Origin of the sequence: Pseudomonas sp. LAMO17WK12:I1 (assembly GCF_900177315.1) — a bacterium.
Classification (GTDB): domain Bacteria; phylum Pseudomonadota; class Gammaproteobacteria; order Pseudomonadales; family Pseudomonadaceae; genus Aquipseudomonas; species Aquipseudomonas marginalis.
Genome location: NZ_FWZV01000007.1, coordinates 198,454 through 214,455 on the forward strand (window position 1 = coordinate 198,454; position 16,002 = coordinate 214,455).

The 16,002-nt window shown below is 63.0% G+C and carries 13 protein-coding genes; 10 read left to right on the forward strand and 3 right to left on the reverse strand.

What is annotated here, in order from left to right; translation table 11 throughout:
- Positions 1-5: 5 nt before the first annotated feature.
- The 3 genes from tssK to tagH are packed head-to-tail and all read right to left on the reverse strand — an operon-like array spanning position 6 to position 3,255.
- The gene (gene tssK, locus B9N88_RS15370; RefSeq protein ID WP_027608268.1) at positions 6-1,340 is read right to left on the reverse strand and encodes a type VI secretion system baseplate subunit TssK; all 1,335 of its coding nucleotides are present in this window, start codon (positions 1,338-1,340) and stop codon (positions 6-8) included.
- 19 nt (positions 1,341-1,359) lie between these two features.
- Positions 1,360-1,869, reverse strand: coding sequence for a type VI secretion system lipoprotein TssJ (gene tssJ / locus B9N88_RS15375; RefSeq protein WP_027608267.1), 510 nt, complete (start codon positions 1,867-1,869; stop codon positions 1,360-1,362).
- Between the two features lie 57 nt (positions 1,870-1,926).
- Positions 1,927-3,255, reverse strand: coding sequence for a type VI secretion system-associated FHA domain protein TagH (gene tagH / locus B9N88_RS15380; protein ID WP_027608266.1), 1,329 nt, complete (start codon positions 3,253-3,255; stop codon positions 1,927-1,929).
- 397 nt (positions 3,256-3,652) lie between these two features.
- Between tagH and tssA the strand changes: the two genes are divergently transcribed.
- The 10 genes from tssA to B9N88_RS15430 all read left to right on the forward strand — a co-directional run bounded on the left by tssA (position 3,653) and on the right by B9N88_RS15430 (position 16,002).
- On the forward strand, positions 3,653-4,672 hold the full coding sequence (tssA, locus tag B9N88_RS15385) for a type VI secretion system protein TssA (protein ID WP_027608265.1): 1,020 nt from the start codon (positions 3,653-3,655) through the stop codon (positions 4,670-4,672).
- 54 nt (positions 4,673-4,726) lie between these two features.
- Positions 4,727-5,233: a type VI secretion system contractile sheath small subunit gene (tssB, locus tag B9N88_RS15390; RefSeq protein WP_017135823.1), complete on the forward strand. Its 507-nt coding sequence runs from the start codon at positions 4,727-4,729 to the stop codon at positions 5,231-5,233.
- Between the two features lie 2 nt (positions 5,234-5,235).
- Entirely contained in the window at positions 5,236-6,732 is a 1,497-nt protein-coding gene (gene tssC / locus B9N88_RS15395) for a type VI secretion system contractile sheath large subunit (protein WP_027608264.1), read from the forward strand.
- Between the two features lie 171 nt (positions 6,733-6,903).
- A complete protein-coding gene (locus tag B9N88_RS15400; RefSeq protein WP_015886558.1) occupies positions 6,904-7,392 on the forward strand; it encodes an Hcp family type VI secretion system effector in 489 nt (162 codons plus the stop codon).
- A gap of 87 nt (positions 7,393-7,479) precedes the next feature.
- Positions 7,480-7,995 carry a type VI secretion system baseplate subunit TssE gene (tssE, locus tag B9N88_RS15405; protein ID WP_027608263.1) on the forward strand — a complete coding sequence of 172 codons (516 nt, stop codon included), beginning with the start codon at positions 7,480-7,482 and terminating at the stop codon, positions 7,993-7,995.
- Positions 7,992-9,851: a type VI secretion system baseplate subunit TssF gene (gene tssF / locus B9N88_RS15410; protein ID WP_027608262.1), complete on the forward strand. Its 1,860-nt coding sequence runs from the start codon at positions 7,992-7,994 to the stop codon at positions 9,849-9,851. The genes tssE and tssF overlap by 4 nt, the downstream gene beginning before the upstream one ends.
- The gene (gene tssG, locus B9N88_RS15415; protein ID WP_027608261.1) at positions 9,815-10,858 is read left to right on the forward strand and encodes a type VI secretion system baseplate subunit TssG; all 1,044 of its coding nucleotides are present in this window, start codon (positions 9,815-9,817) and stop codon (positions 10,856-10,858) included. Before tssF ends, tssG begins: the two co-directional genes overlap by 37 nt.
- Positions 10,851-13,514: a type VI secretion system ATPase TssH gene (gene tssH, locus B9N88_RS15420; RefSeq protein WP_027608260.1), complete on the forward strand. Its 2,664-nt coding sequence runs from the start codon at positions 10,851-10,853 to the stop codon at positions 13,512-13,514. Before tssG ends, tssH begins: the two co-directional genes overlap by 8 nt.
- 97 nt (positions 13,515-13,611) lie before the next feature.
- Positions 13,612-15,552, forward strand: coding sequence for a type VI secretion system Vgr family protein (locus tag B9N88_RS15425; protein ID WP_027608259.1), 1,941 nt, complete (start codon positions 13,612-13,614; stop codon positions 15,550-15,552).
- 15 nt (positions 15,553-15,567) lie between these two features.
- Entirely contained in the window at positions 15,568-16,002 is a 435-nt protein-coding gene (locus B9N88_RS15430; RefSeq protein WP_027608258.1) for a DcrB-related protein, read from the forward strand.

Consider the following 16,002-nt stretch of genomic DNA (forward strand, 5'->3'; position numbering starts at 1 on the left):
GCGGATTATCCTCGGATCGCCCAGAAGGCCAGGTTCAAGCCCGGGAACTGCCCGGCGATATGGAAGGCAAAACCACCGGAATTGCCCAGTTGCTGCCAATGCTCGCTGCCACGGTCCAGTTCGTAATACGTCGAGCCTGCGTGGTACGGCAGTTGGCGCGGCGCCACTGGCAACGGCAGCAAGGTGATACCCGGCAGTTGCAGGTTGACCAGGTCGCGGATGTGCTCCACCGATCCGACCTTGCTCTGCTGGCCGAAGCGCGCACGCAGGGTTTCGCCGGGCACATCGGCACGGACCACGAGGATGAAGCTGGCGCTGTCGAGCAAGGTTTTGTCGGCCAGCATGGCCACGTGGACGCCGTAGGCTTTCTCGACAATCGGGATCGGCGTGGCCTTGCTGTCGATCAGCATCGACAGGGCTTCGCGCAGGGCCGCCATGACCGGGGCGAAGCTCAGGGCCAGGTCGTCGTGCTGGTATTGCGGGTATTCCTGGGGACGACGGCTCGAGGTGGAAAAGGTCGAAAACTCACCGGCCAGACTGACCAGTGCGCTGAAAAAGCGCTCCGGGTGCAGTGGGCTCAACTGGCTGAAATGCTGGATCAGCGGCTGGGCGCGGTTGACCAGTTGCAGCAGCATGAAGTCGGCGATCTCCGACGCACCGCCGGCCCCCGAGGCAACCACGCGGCCCGCCAGGGCTTCGCCGCGCTGGTGCAGCAGGCCCAGCAGTTCGCTGCGAAACGCGCTCAACGGCTTGCTCGCGGCCACGTCCAGCACGGGCGGGATGTAGCTGTCGTCGAGGACCAGCGCACGGTCGGCGCGTTTTTCCTTGATGCGCACCAGGCCCACGGCGGCGTAGTCACTGATGCCATCCTGGGCGGTCAGCAAGCGCAGGGCCCGGGAACCCACGGCCACCGGCGCGCGGTTTTCGAACGGTGCGTTGTCATCGCGCACTTCGCGCACCTGGCTCACGTAGCGCGCGGCTTCCAGGGGTTCGCCTTCATCCACGGTGTCGCGGGCCCCCGCACGCTTGAGTGGCAAGGCCAGGTAGACCAGGCCATCGCGCAGGTTGTCGTCGATGTTCAGCGGGCTGGGCGCCAGGTCATCCTGGGGAATGTTGAACGGCGTGCCGTCGGGCAACAGGCCGCGCGCCGAGACGATGGCCAGCTTGCCCTGGGCCAGCAGGCCCTGGTCGATCAGCAATTCGGAAAACCCCCAGGCGCCGGCGGACAACGGGCGGCTACGGGCGTCGATCAGGTTTTCCAGGTAACGGTCATGCTGCTGGAAGTGCTGCGTTCCGATGAACATGCCTTCCGACCAGACCACGCGATTGTTCCAGGACATGGGGAGCTCCGATTGCTTCTTATTGGGCAGGGCTGGATGGGGTGACCACGACGTCGGCGCGCACGGCACGCACATCGAGGCTGATCTGGTATTCGGTGTATTGGCGCGCCGGCACGTTGATCACCGTGCGCCATTGCGCGCGGTCCAACTCGCGATAACCCACCAGCAAGCCGATCTGGCGCGTGGAGGGGTCGAGGTCGCGCTGGATGCTCAGTTGCTGGCCGGGTTGCACCATGACTTCGTCCTGGTCCAGCAGGTCCAGGCCGAGGGTCGATTGCGCACGGTCGGCCAGGGCGAAGTAATCGGAGCGGGCGAAGGTGGCGGCGTTCTTCAGTTCGAAAATGCGCACCCGCACCGGCGCGGCCTGGCCGTTGGCGCCGGGGTTAAGCCCGGCAATGGCGTGGAAGTGCAGCTCGACGGCGGCGGTGTCCACTTCAGCCTCAGCAGCCGTTTCGGGTTTGACCGCATCCTTGCTACACGCGGTCAGCAGCAGCGCGGTGGCGACTGCGAGTAAAAACCTGGGAATCATCCTGCGTCCTCAATGACGTACTTAGCTATCCGTTAATCCATAGGTTGCGGCGCGGTTTTACCGACGCTGTCGCGCGCTGTGTTCTTCGTAGGCCCGACTGAATTCACGGCCGAACAGGTCCTGGAAATCTTCCTGGGCCTCGCGGGAAATATTGCTGTAGAGCTCGGTGAACTGCTGCCAGTACTGGGCCTGGCGCGAGCCGGCGAACAGGTTCGACAGCCCGCCGGGCTTGCCCATGCGCTCTTCCAGTTGCGCCGGTTCAAAGCGCGTGAGCAGGTGCTTGATCGCTGCTTCCACCCCGGCCATCACCGCCAGTTGGTGGGCGCGCAGGTCATCAAAACTGTCGCGCACGGCAATGTCCGGCGCCATAAACGCCTGGTTGCCGTGGCGAAGCAAAAGCAGTAACGCTTCGTCGGCATTCGGTGCGAATTTCAACGGATTGTTTTCGGCAGGCTGGATCATGGTCTGCTGCATGCGGAACTCACCCTTGAGGCTGGCGCGGGCACGCAATACGTCGATCAGGCCTTCGACCATCAGGCGGTAGCTGCGGCCGATGTTTTCCATCTGCGCCTCCGCCTGGGCCTTGTCCAGGCGCAACTGGTCCAGGCCGGCACCGCGCAGGAAGGCTTGCAAGAGATCGGGCTGCCGGGTGTCGGCTACAGGGGGCGCTGGCTCGACCACGGGTGGCGGCTGGATGATCGGTGCGGGTGGCGGTGGCGGAGGCGCACTGGCCAACGGTGCCGGCGTGTCGCCAAACAGGTCCCAGTCTTCGGGAATCACCGAGCCCGAGACCACAGGCGTCTCGACCACGGGTACCGCCACCGGGGTCGGCGGGCGGAAGTCGTGTTGTTCGCTGGGAACATGGTCGGCCACGGTGGGCGGCGGCACGGTGGTGGGGCTGAGGAAGTCGAACAGGTCCGGCAGCGTGTCCATCGACGAAGCGCCCTGGAATTGCGGGGCAATCACCGGCGTCGGCGCGGGCTTGTTCGCCACGGCGCCCATCAGGGCCTCAAAGCTGTTCGGCGAATCACCGGCGAACGGCTGGCTGTCGATGGCCTGCATGTTGAAGTCGATCCGCGCCTGGATCTCGTAATCGCCGATGCGGATCAGCTCGCCATCCTGCAACAGCTCGCTGTTACCCCTGCGCAAACGGATGCCGGCGTTAACCAACTCCACACCGTTTGTACTGTTATCGGTTAAATAATAACGACCATCTTTGTATTGAATAACGCAGTGCTGCGAAGACACCAGGCGCTCGGGATCAGGCAATACCCAGTCATTATCCGAGCTACGGCCGATAGCCATCGAGCCCTGGTTCATGGACTTTTCCGAGCATTGCCCGGGGGTAATCTTGTGATAACTAGTGATAGTCAAACACAGCGACATCTTGCCTCCTTGCTGATACTTCGCGCGCAGTCGACCCCAGGGACAGCGACGCCCGGGAGATCCCCATCAGGTCGTGCAATCGACCGTTCAAAACCTGCTGATGCCAGCATGATCGCTGATCTTAACTGGGCTCCATGACAAAAATCCTATGCCGGTGCGTCGTTCGACCCACCAGTCGCACAGGTTGTTAAGCACCGCACATCTGTCACAGAGGGCGAATAGCTTACCTTGACAAGGCATAAGTACTACACCAAAAATGCACAACTTCTTGAATACCAGTGATGGCACATTAGTGGCATCTTGCTTATATGACCAAGAAAACATGCAAAGTTCCTTGTGCAACTAATGCATGCATTGCCCGCCATCTAACAACGGGCCGATAGGGAGATCAATTTCAGTGGATGTGCCGTTGCTGCTCACCGCCGTTTCCGCCAGTTCGCCCTGTGGCGAAGACATGGAATATGACGCGGATTTTCTCCAGCTGGAGCGTGATGCCAAGGGCCAACCCGAGCGCAGCATGGGCGATTCGATCCTGCCCGCCGAGCCGCCGGAATGGCGCAGCATCCAGCAGCAGAGCCTCGACTTGCTGCAGCGCAGCAAAGACCTGCGCATCACCCATTTCCTGTTGCAAAGCTCCCTCGCCCTCCAGGGTGCGGCCGGGCTGGCTGAAGTCCTCACATTGATCAATGCGCTGCTGCGCGAATACTGGGCCGACCTGCACCCGCGCCTGGATGCCGACGACGATAACGACCCCACCGTACGCATCAACGCCCTCTCCGGCCTGACCAGCGATGCGACCATTCGTCTGCTGCGCGAAAGCATCCTCACGCGCTCGCGCACCTTCGGCCCTGTGAGCCTGCGCGCCGCGCTGAATGCCAGCGGCCTGATGAGTTTCCCCGACGAACAGCTCGGCGCCCAGCAGCTCAACGCCGCGTTCCTCGACAGCGACCCCGAACACCTGCAAGCCACCCGCGACGCCTTGAGCGCCGCACGCGCCGCCTGCGAAGCCATCGAGCAGCAGGTCAGCGACCAGGTGGGTTCCGCCCAAGGCGTGGACCTCAGCCTGTTGAAGCAACCGCTCAAGCAGGCGCTGCAGGTGCTCAACCAGTTTGTTCCGAACAGCGCTGCCAGCAGCGAACCCGAGGCCGTCAGTGACGACAATGCCCCCTCGGTGGACTTCGCCGCTGCCCCCGCCGCACCTCGCCCCAGCGGCGACATCAGCAACCGTGATGACGTGCTGCGCAGCCTCGACAAGATCCTTGCGTATTACACCCGGCACGAGCCTTCGAGCCCGTTGCCGGTGTTGCTGAACCGGGCCAAGCATCTTGTGCACGCCGACTTCGCGGCCATCGTGCGCAATCTGATTCCCGATGGGATGTCCCAATTTGAAAACCTGCGCGGCCCGGACGGCGAGTAAGCCACTCGACTGCGCAGTAACAACACCGTCGCTCAAGCGACCAGGAGCAGCAACGTGGCGAAGCAAAGTTCTCAGAAATTCATCGCGCGCAACCGCGCGCCTCGAGTGCAGATCGAGTACGACGTCGAGCTCTACGGCGCCGAGAAAAAGGTCCAGCTGCCCTTCGTGATGGGTGTGATGGCCGACCTCGCCGGCAAGCCTGCCGAGCCTCTGGCGCCGGTGGCCGACCGCAAGTTCCTTGAAGTGGACGTCGACAACTTCGACTCGCGCCTCAAGGCCATGCAGCCGCGCGTGGCATTCCACGTACCCAACGAGCTGACCGGCGAAGGCAACCTGAGCCTGGACATCACCTTCGAAAGCATGGACGACTTTAGCCCGGCCGCCGTGGCCCGCAAGGTCGACTCGCTCAAGCAACTGCTCGAAGCCCGCACCCAGCTGGCCAACCTGCTGACCTACATGGACGGCAAGACTGGCGCTGAAGAAATCATCATGAAGGCGATCAAGGACCCGGCACTGCTCCAGGCACTTGCCAGTGCGCCTAAGCCTGCAGGGGACCAGTAATCATGACTGACAATACCGCCCGCGAAGGCACCCAGAGCCTGGGTGCAACCGAGGAAACCAGCGAGTTCGCATCCTTGTTGATGCAGGAATTCAAGCCCAAGACCGAGCGTGCCCGCGAAGCCGTGGAAACCGCCGTGCGCACCCTGGCCGAACAGGCCCTGGCGCAAACCGACCTGGTGTCCAACGACGCGATCAAATCGATCGAATCGATCATCGCCGCCATCGACGCCAAGCTCACCGCCCAGGTCAACCAGATCATCCACCACCAGGATTTCCAGCAGCTGGAAAGCGCCTGGCGTGGCCTGCACTACCTGGTCAATAACACCGAGAGCGATGAGCAGCTGAAGATTCGCGTGCTCAACATCTCCAAGCCGGACCTGCACAAGACCCTGAAGAAATTCAAGGGCACCGCGTGGGACCAGAGCCCGCTCTTCAAGAAGATGTACGAAGAAGAATACGGCCAGTTCGGCGGCGAACCCTATGGTTGCCTGGTGGGCGACTACTACTTCGACCAGTCGCCACCGGACGTGGAACTGCTGGGCGAGCTGTCGAAAGTCTGCGCCGCCATGCACGCCCCGTTCATTGCTGCGGCATCGCCGACCGTGATGGGCATGGGCTCGTGGCAGGAACTGTCGAACCCGCGCGATCTGACCAAGATCTTCACCACCCCGGAATACGCCGGCTGGCGCTCGCTGCGTGAATCGGAAGACTCGCGCTACATCGGCCTGACCATGCCGCGCTTCCTGGCGCGCCTGCCCTATGGTGCCAAAACCGACCCGGTGGAAGCCTTCGCCTTCGAAGAAAACACCGACGGCGCCGACAGCTCCAAGTACACCTGGGCCAACGCCGCCTACGCGATGGCGGTGAACATCAACCGTTCGTTCAAGCACTACGGCTGGTGCTCGCGCATCCGTGGCGTGGAGTCCGGCGGTGAAGTGGAAAACCTGCCGGCCCACACGTTCCCGACCGATGACGGTGGCGTGGACATGAAGTGCCCGACCGAAATCGCCATCAGCGACCGCCGTGAAGCGGAACTGGCGAAGAACGGTTTCATGCCGCTGCTGCACAAGAAAAACACCGACTTCGCCGCGTTCATCGGCGCCCAGTCGTTGCAGAAGCCGGCCGAATACGACGACCCCGACGCCACCGCCAACGCCAACCTGGCCGCGCGTCTGCCGTACCTGTTCGCCACTTGCCGTTTCGCGCACTACTTGAAGTGCATCGTGCGCGACAAGATCGGTTCCTTCAAAGAGAAGGACGAGATGCAGCGCTGGTTGCAGGACTGGATCCTCAACTACGTCGACGGTGACCCGGCGCACTCCACCGAGACCACCAAGGCCCAGCACCCGTTGGCCGCCGCCGAGGTGATCGTGGAAGACGTCGAGGGCAACCCGGGGTACTACAACTCCAAGTTCTACCTGCGCCCGCACTACCAGCTCGAAGGGCTGACCGTGTCGTTGCGCCTGGTATCGAAGCTGCCTTCGGCGAAAAGCGCCTAACCCACGGATGAGCTGGCTCTTCTGTGGGAGGGGGCTTGCCCCCGATAGCATCACTGGGGTGTGACTGACACACCGAGGTGCCTGCATCGGGGGCAAGCCCCCTACCACACAAAAGCACTGCCCATTTGGAGTCACTCAAATTCAGTGGCAAGAGCCACACAGGGAGAAAACATGGCTGTTGATATTTTCATCAAGATCGGCGACATCAAGGGCGAGTCCATGGACAAGGCCCACAAGGACGAAATCGACGTGCTGAACTGGAGCTGGGGCATGGCCCAGTCCGGCAACATGCACGTTGGCGGTGGCGGCGGCGCGGGCAAGGTGAACATCCAGGACCTGTCGCTGACCAAGTACGTCGACAAGGCCTCGCCGAACCTGATGATGCACTGCGCCAGCGGCAAACACATCGACAAGGTCAAGCTGACCGTGCGTAAGGCCGGTGGCGAAAGCCAGGTCGAGTACATGGTGATCAACCTGGAAGAAGTGCTGGTAACGTCCCTGAGCACCGGCGGTTCGGGCGGCGATGACCGCCTGACTGAAAACGTCACCCTGAACTTCGCCCAAGTGATGGTCGACTACCAGCCGCAGAAAGCCGACGGCACCAAAGACGGCGGCGCGATCAAGTTTGGCTGGAACATCCGTTCCAACACCAAGCGCTGATAGCACTGATAGCGCTTGTGGCTGTGGCTTTACGCCACGGCCACAAGCCTTTTGTCCCTCTCGCAACCCGTCCGTGGAGCTGCTTTGGTGGTAACTGAAATCGCTTCCCGCGACCGTCTGCAACCGTCCCTGCTGGACCGGTTGACCGACGACGACCCAACCAATCCCAAGGAAAGCGCCGATAAACGCGTGCTGTCCCTGACCCAATTGAAAGCCTCGGTGCTGCGCGACCTGGCGTGGCTGCTCAATACCACGTCGTTGCTCGATGCCGATGCCACGCTGCACACACAGGCCGGTACCTCGGTGGTCAATTACGGCCTGCCGGCGCTGGCCGGCAACAGCGTTTCCAGCGTCGACATCAAGGCCCTGGAAGCCCTGATCTACCAGGCGATTGCCACCTTTGAACCGCGCATCCTGCGCCATACCCTGCGGGTGAAGGCCCGCGTCGGCCATGGCGAGATGAATCACAACGCCCTGAGTTTCGAGATCGAAGGCGACCTGTGGGCGCAGCCGGTGCCCTTGCGCCTGTTGCTGCAAACCGACCTCGACCTGGAATCCGGCCATGTGCGCGTGGTGAATGCCGACCAGCGGAGGCGCCCATGAACCCGCGCCTGCTGGAGCTGTACAACCAGGAACTGCACCACGTGCGCGAAAGCGCGGCGGAGTTCGCCAAGGAATACCCGAAGATCGCCAGTCGGCTGACCCTGTCCGGTATGGACTGCGCCGACCCGTACGTCGAACGCCTGCTTGAGGGCTTTGCCTACCTCACTGCCCGCGTACAGCTCAAACTCGACGCCGAGTACCCGACCTTCACCCACAACCTCCTGGAAATCGCCTACCCGCACTACCTGGCGCCGACGCCATCGATGACCGTGGTGCAATTGCACACCGACCCCGATGAAGGCTCCCTGGCCAGCGGCTTTCCGCTGCCGCGCGACACCGTATTGCGCGCCGCCCTGGGCCGCGAAACCCAGACCTGCTGTGAGTACCGCACCGCGCACCCGGTGACGTTGTGGCCGTTGCAGGTCAGCAGCGCCGAGTACTTCGGCAACCCCGCCGCCGTGCTCGGGCGCCTGGCCGCCAGTGAGCCGAAAGCCAAGGCCGGCTTGCGCCTGACCCTGCGTACCGGCGCCGAATTGCCGTTCAACAGCCTCGACCTGGACAACCTGCCGCTGTACCTCAGCGGTGCCGACGAGCAGCCGTTCCGCCTTTACGAACAACTGCTGGGCAACGCCTGCGCGGTGTTTGCGCGCAAGCCCGGTGGCGATTGGGTCGAGCGCCTGCCCCAGGACGCGCTGCGCTCGCGGGGTTTCGACGATGCCGATGCGGCCATGCCGGTGGTCGCGCGGGCCTTCCAGGGCTATCGCCTGTTGCAGGAATACTTCGCCCTGCCCCACCGTTTCCTGTTCGTCGAATTCGCCGAACTGAGCCGCGCGGTCAAGCGTTGCGACGGCCAGGAGCTGGAGCTGATCGTGCTGTTCGACCGTCACGAGCCAAGCCTGGAAGGCAGCGTCGGCGCGGCGCAGTTCCTGCCGTTCTGCACCCCGGCGATCAACCTGTTCCCCAAGCGCGTGGACCGCATCCACTTGTCCGACCGGGTCAACGAGCACCACGTGATCGCCGACCGCACGCGGCCGATGGATTTCGAGATTCATTCGTTGAGCGGCATCACCGGCCATGGCACCGGACCAGAGCAGCCCTTTTTGCCGTTCTATGCGGTCCGCGACCCATCCCGTTACGGCCGCGACCAGGCGTACTACACCGTGCGCCGCGAGCCGCGGGTGCTGTCCAGCGACCAACGCCGCAACGGCCCGCGCTCCACCTATGTGGGCAGCGAAACCTTTGTCAGTCTGGTCGACAGCCGCCAGGCGCCGTATCGCCATGACCTGCGCCAACTCGGCGTGACCGCGCTGTGCACCAACCGCGACCTGCCGTTGTTCATGAGCGTGGGCAACGGCAAGACCGACTTCACCCTGGCCGACAGCGCGCCGGTGTTATCCGTGCGTTGCGTCGCCGGGCCCAGCCGCCCACGCGCCAGCCATGCCCATGACGCCAAGGCCTGGCGCCTGATCAGCCAGCTGTCGCTCAACTATTTGTCCCTGAGCGAGCAAGGCCAGGGCGCGGCGGCATTGCGCGAATTGCTGCGCCTGTATGGCGACAGCAATGACGCGGCCCTGCAATTGCAGATCGAAGGCTTGCGCGACGTCAGCAGCAAGGCCGTTACCCGGCGCCTGCCGATGCCCGGCCCGATTGTGTTTGGCCGCGGCCTGGAAATTACCTTGGAGTTCGATGAAAACGCGTTTCGCGGCACCGGCGTGTTCCTGCTCGGTGCGGTGCTGGAACGCTTCCTGGCACGCTACGTGTCGATCAACAGTTTTACCGAGACGGTGATCCGTACCACCGAACGCGGCGAGATCATGCGATGGAAAGCCAAGCCCGGGCGTCGTCCGACCCTGTGAGTACGTTGGATGCGATGCATCAGGAGCCCTGGGAATACGATTTCTTCCAGGCGTTGCGGCGTATCGAGTGCGAATCGCCCGAGCTGCCGCGCCTGGGCCATTCCCTGCGCCTGGCGGATGACCCGTTGCGTCTGGGGCAACAGGCCGATTGCACCTTCGCCCCGGCCACCCTGGCCTCGGTCGATCCCGGTGGCGACGGCAAACCGGCGCGGCTGGAACAGTTCTTCTTCGGCCTGGGTGGCCCCAACGGCCCGTTGCCGCTGCATATCACCGAGTACGTACGCGAGCGCCAGCGCAACAACGCCGACAGCACCAGCAAGCAGTTCCTGGATGTCTTCCACCACCGCCTGCTGAGCCTGTTTTACCGGGCCTGGGCCGAGGCGCGGCCGACGGTCAGCCACGACCGCCCGGACGATGACTACTGGTCCGCACGCCTCGCTGCCTTGAGTGGCCGGGGCATGCCGAGCCTGCTTAACCAAGGATTGATTCCGGACACGGCGAAGCTGCACTACAGCGGCCACCTGTCGGCACAAACCCGCTACCCGGACGGTTTGAAGGCGATCCTCGGCGAGTATTTCGGCCTGCCGGTGGAGATCGAAGAATACGTCGGCCAATGGCTGGAACTGCCCGAACGCAGCCGCGTGGGCGTGAGCGCCCACCAGCTGGGGGTGGACTTCTGCCTGGGCAGCCACGTGTGGGACCGCCAGCATAAATTCCGCATCCGCCTGGGCCCGCTCAAGTTGGACGACTACATGGGCATGCTGCCCGGCAGCCAGCCGTTCAACGAGCTGGTGGCGTGGGTGGCCGAGTACCTGGGCCATGAATTGGACTGGGACTTGAACCTGGTTCTGCAACAACCCGAAGTACCGGCGCTGCAACTCAATGGCCAGTTCCGCCTGGGCTTCAACACCTGGCTCGGCTGCCCTGCGGTTGATGCCAACGACCTAATCCTGGCCCGGCATTACGCCGATCAAGCCACCACCTCAAGGAATCCAGAGCATGGGTGAAATCAGTCGCGCCGCACTGTTCGGCAAACTCAACAGCGTGGCCTACAAGGCCATCGAAGCCGCCACCGTGTTCTGCAAGCTGCGGGGCAACCCGTACGTGGAACTGGCCCACTGGTTCCACCAGTTGCTGCAACTGCAGGACTCGGACCTGCACCGCATCATCCGCCAGTTCAACGTCGAGCCGGCGCGCCTGGCCCGAGACCTCACCGAAGCCCTGGACCGCCTGCCGCGTGGCTCGACGTCGATCACTGACTTGTCTTCCCATGTTGAAGAGGCGGTGGAGCGCGGCTGGGTGTACGGCAGCCTGATGTTCGGCGAAAGCCAGGTGCGCACCGGCTACCTGGTGCTGGGCATCCTCAAGACGCCAAGCCTGCGCCATGCGCTGCTGGGCTTGTCCTCGGAGTTCGACAAGATCAAGGCCGAAGCCCTGAGCGAGCGGTTTGACGAATACGTCGGTGATTCGCCGGAAAACGCTTTGACTGCCAGCGACGGCTTCAATGCCGGCGCCGTGCCGGGCGAGGCCAGCGGCGCCATGGCACCGAGTGCGATGGGCAAGCAGGAAGCCCTCAAGCGCTTCACCGTTGACCTCACCGAACAAGCGCGCAGCGGCAAGCTCGATCCGATCGTGGGCCGTGACGAAGAGATCCGCCAATTGGTGGACATCCTCATGCGCCGCCGCCAGAACAACCCGATCCTCACCGGTGAAGCCGGTGTGGGCAAGACCGCCGTGGTCGAAGGTTTTGCCCTGCGCATCGTCGCCGGTGACGTGCCGCCCGCACTCAAGGATGTGGAACTACGCAGCCTCGACGTGGGCCTGCTGCAAGCCGGCGCGAGCATGAAAGGCGAGTTCGAACAGCGCCTGCGCCAGGTCATCGAAGACGTCCAGGCCTCGCCCAAGCCGATCATCCTGTTTATCGACGAAGCCCACACCCTGGTGGGTGCCGGTGGCGCTGCCGGTACCGGCGACGCGGCCAACCTGCTCAAGCCCGCCCTGGCCCGTGGCACCCTGCGTACCGTGGCTGCGACGACCTGGGCCGAGTACAAGAAGCACATCGAGAAAGACCCGGCCCTGACCCGCCGCTTCCAGGTGGTACAAGTGGCCGAGCCGTCGGAAGACAAGGCGCTGTTGATGATGCGCGGCGTGGCCTCGACCATGGAAAAGCACCACCAGGTGCAGATCCTCGACGAAGCCCTGGAAGCCTCGGTGAAACTGTCCCACCGCTACATCCCGGCGCGCCAGCTGCCGGACAAATCCGTGAGCCTGCTGGACACCGCCTGCGCCCGCGTCGCCATCAGCCTGCACGCGGTGCCGGCCGAAGTGGACGACAGCCGCCGCCGCATCGAAGCCCTGGAAACCGAGCTGCAAATCATCGCCCGCGAGCATGCCATCGGCATTGCCATTGGTGCGCGCCAGAGCAACAGCGAAGCCCTGTTAAGCGCCGAGCGTGAGCGCCTGGCGACCCTGGAAAGCCGCTGGGCCGAAGAGAAAGCCCTGGTGGATGAGCTGCTCGCCACTCGTGCAACCCTGCGCGAAAAGGCCGGCGTCGTGGACAGCGGCAACGATGAATTGCGTGCGCAACTGGTCGACCTGCAACAGCGCCTCACCGCGCTGCAAGGCGAAACCCCGTTGATCCTGCCGACCGTGGATTACCAGGCCGTGGCTTCGGTGGTCGCCGACTGGACCGGTATCCCGGTGGGCCGCATGGCCCGCAACGAACTGGAAACCGTGCTCAACCTCGACCAGCACCTGAAAAAACGCATCATCGGCCAGGACCACGCCCTGCAGATGATCGCCAAGCGCATCCAGACCTCCCGCGCCGGCCTCGACAACCCGAGCAAGCCGATTGGCGTGTTCATGCTGGCCGGCACCTCCGGCGTGGGCAAGACCGAAACCGCCCTGGCCCTGGCCGAAGCCATGTACGGCGGCGAGCAGAACGTGATCACCATCAACATGAGCGAGTTCCAGGAAGCCCACACGGTGTCCACCCTCAAGGGCGCGCCACCGGGCTATATCGGCTACGGCGAAGGCGGCGTGCTGACCGAAGCGGTGCGGCGCAAGCCCTACAGCGTGGTGCTGCTGGACGAGGTGGAAAAAGCCCACCCGGACGTGCATGAAATCTTCTTCCAGGTGTTCGACAAGGGCGTGATGGAAGACGGCGAAGGCCGGGTGATCGACTTCAAGAACACCCTGATCCTGTTGACCACCAACGCCGGTACCGAGCTGATCTCCCAGGTCTGCAAGGACCCGGCGAACATCCCCGAGCCGGAAGAAATCGCCAAGGCCCTGCGCCAGCCACTGCTGGAGATCTTCCCGCCCGCCCTGCTCGGCCGCCTGGTGACGATCCCGTACTACCCGCTGAGCGACGAGATGCTCAAGGCGATCACCCGCCTGCAACTCAACCGCATCAAGAAGCGCGTGGAGACGACCCACAAGGTCGCCTTCGACTACGACGACGCGGTGGTCGACCTGATCGTCTCGCGCTGCACCGAGACCGAAAGCGGCGGGCGCATGATCGACACCATCCTCACCAACAGCCTGCTGCCGGACATGAGCCGTGAATTCCTCACGCGCATGCTCGAAGGCAAGGCATTGGCGGGTGTGCGCATCAGCAGCCGGGATAACGAGCTGCATTATGACTTCAGCGACGCCGAATAACGACTGTTGGAATGCAATGCAAATGTGGGAGGGGGCTTGCCCCCTCCCACATTTCGAACCGGTTCCGTCAGTTATTTAGTCATTTACAGGTTAACCGATGCTATTCAACCAAGCCTCACGCCTGGCCAAGATCACCAGCCCCCTCGGGCCGGATGTGCTGCTGCTCAATGAAATGGGCGGCGGCGAAGAGCTGGGCCGCCTGTTCACCTATGAGCTGCAACTGACGTCCCTGGACGCCAACATCGACCTCAACCAGTTGCTCGGCAAGCCCATGAGCGTCGGTCTGCAACTGGCGGACGGTGGTGAGCGGCACTTCCACGGCATCGTCGCGCGCTGCAGCCAGAACATCGACCAGGGCCAGTTCGCCAGTTACCAGGTGACGCTGCGCCCGTGGTTCTGGCTGCTGACTCGCACCTCGGACTGCCGGATTTTCCAGAACCTGAGCATCCCGCAGATCATCAAGCAGGTGTTCCGCGACCTGGGGTTTTCCGACTTCGAAGACGCCCTGAGCCGGCCGTACCGCGAGTGGGAATACTGCGTGCAGTACCGCGAGACCAGCTTCGATTTCGTCAGCCGCCTGATGGAACAGGAAGGCATCTACTACTTCTTCCGCCATGAACAGGACCGCCATGTGCTGGTGCTGGCCGACGCCTATGGCGCCCACACCACGGTGCCGGGCTATGCGTCGATCCCGTATTACCCCAAGGACGAGCAGCAGCGCGAACGCGACCACATGCACAACTGGCACCTGGCGCAGGAGGTTCAGCCGGGCTCGCTGGAGCTCAACGACTACGACTTCCAGCGCCCCAGCGCCAGCATCGACGTGCGTTCGGCCATGCCGCGCCCGCACACCGCCGGCGACTATCCGCTGTACGACTACCCCGGTACCTACGTGCAAAGCGCCGACGGCGAACACTACGCGCGCACCCGCATCGAAGCCCTGCAAACCCTGCATGAACAGGTCGAGTTCGCCGGCAATGCCCGTGGCCTGGGTTCCGGCCACCTGTTCAGCCTCACCGGCTTCAGCCGCCAGGACCAGAACCGCGAATACCTGATCGTCGGCTGCCGCTACTACATCGTCCAGGAAAGCCTGGAAAGCGGCGGTGGTTCGGGTTCGGCGCAGTTCGAAAGCAGCCTGAGCTGCATCGACGCCCAGCAAAGCTTCCGCCCGCTGGCCACCACCCACCGCCCCATCGTCAAAGGCCCGCAGACAGCATTGGTGGTTGGCCCCAAAGGCGAGGAAATCTGGACCGACCAGTACGGCCGCGTGAAGGTGCACTTTTACTGGGACCGCCACGACCAATCCAACGAAAACAGCTCGTGCTGGATCCGCGTGTCGCAATCCTGGGCCGGCAAGAACTGGGGCTCGATGCAGATTCCACGGATCGGCCAGGAAGTGATTGTGAGCTTTCTGGAAGGTGATCCTGACCGGCCGATCATTACGGGGCGGGTGTACAACGCCGAGCAGACGGTGCCCTACGACCTGCCGGAGAACGCGACCCAGAGCGGCATGAAGAGTCGCTCCAGCAAAGGCGGCACGCCGGCCAACTTCAATGAAATCCGCATGGAGGATAAGAAGGGGTTGGAGCAGTTGTATATCCATGCCGAGCGTAATCAGGACATTGTGGTGGAGGTGGATGAAAGTCATTCCGTCGGGCACGACCGCAATAAAAGTATCGGCCATAACGAGACGGTGACCATCGGCAACAACCGCCTGCGCATCGTCAAGCAGGAAGACATCCTCTCGGTGGGCCAGAGAAAGACCGACAGCATCAGCCAGAGCTATGTCATCGAAGTGGGCGAAAACCTGCGCCTGGTCTGCGGTGAAAGCATCCTGGAGCTCAACGCCAGTGGGCAGATCAACCTGACCGGCGTGCAAATCAGCTTCTACGCCAGCGGCGATGCCGAGTTCAATACCGGCGGCGTGCTGCACCTGAACAACGGCGGCGGCCCTGGCGCCACGCCCGACGGCCAGGGCCAGAAAGGCGCCATCGACGCCAATATCAAAGCCGCCTTCCCCGCGCCTAAAAGCTCCTGACGAGACCCGTTTGCCATGACGTACCGAATCAACGAATTCCAGTTCCAATTGCCCGCCAGTGAGTTGCAGGACGCGACGATCAATATCCTCAAGTTCCCGGAGTTGGGCACATCCCTGATCGTCAGCCGCAGCCTGTTGGCTGACGGCGAAACCCTGCACAGCAACTTCAACGACCAGCTCCAGCGCCTGGAAAAACAGGTGCAGGATTTACGCTATCAACCGGGTGTGGACGTGCGTTTGGGCGCCGCGCAGGAGGTGGAAGGCATCGAGCTGCGCAGCCAATTCAACAAGGGCAATGACAAGGTATTTCAGTACCAGCTGGCCTTGGTGATACCGGGCACGCGCAAGATGATCGCCTTGAGTTATGTGAAGGCGGAGAAGCTTGGGGATGCCGAGGCGGCGCATTGGGCGTTGATTAAAAATTCGCTGTCGTTCGACGCTATTTCCTGA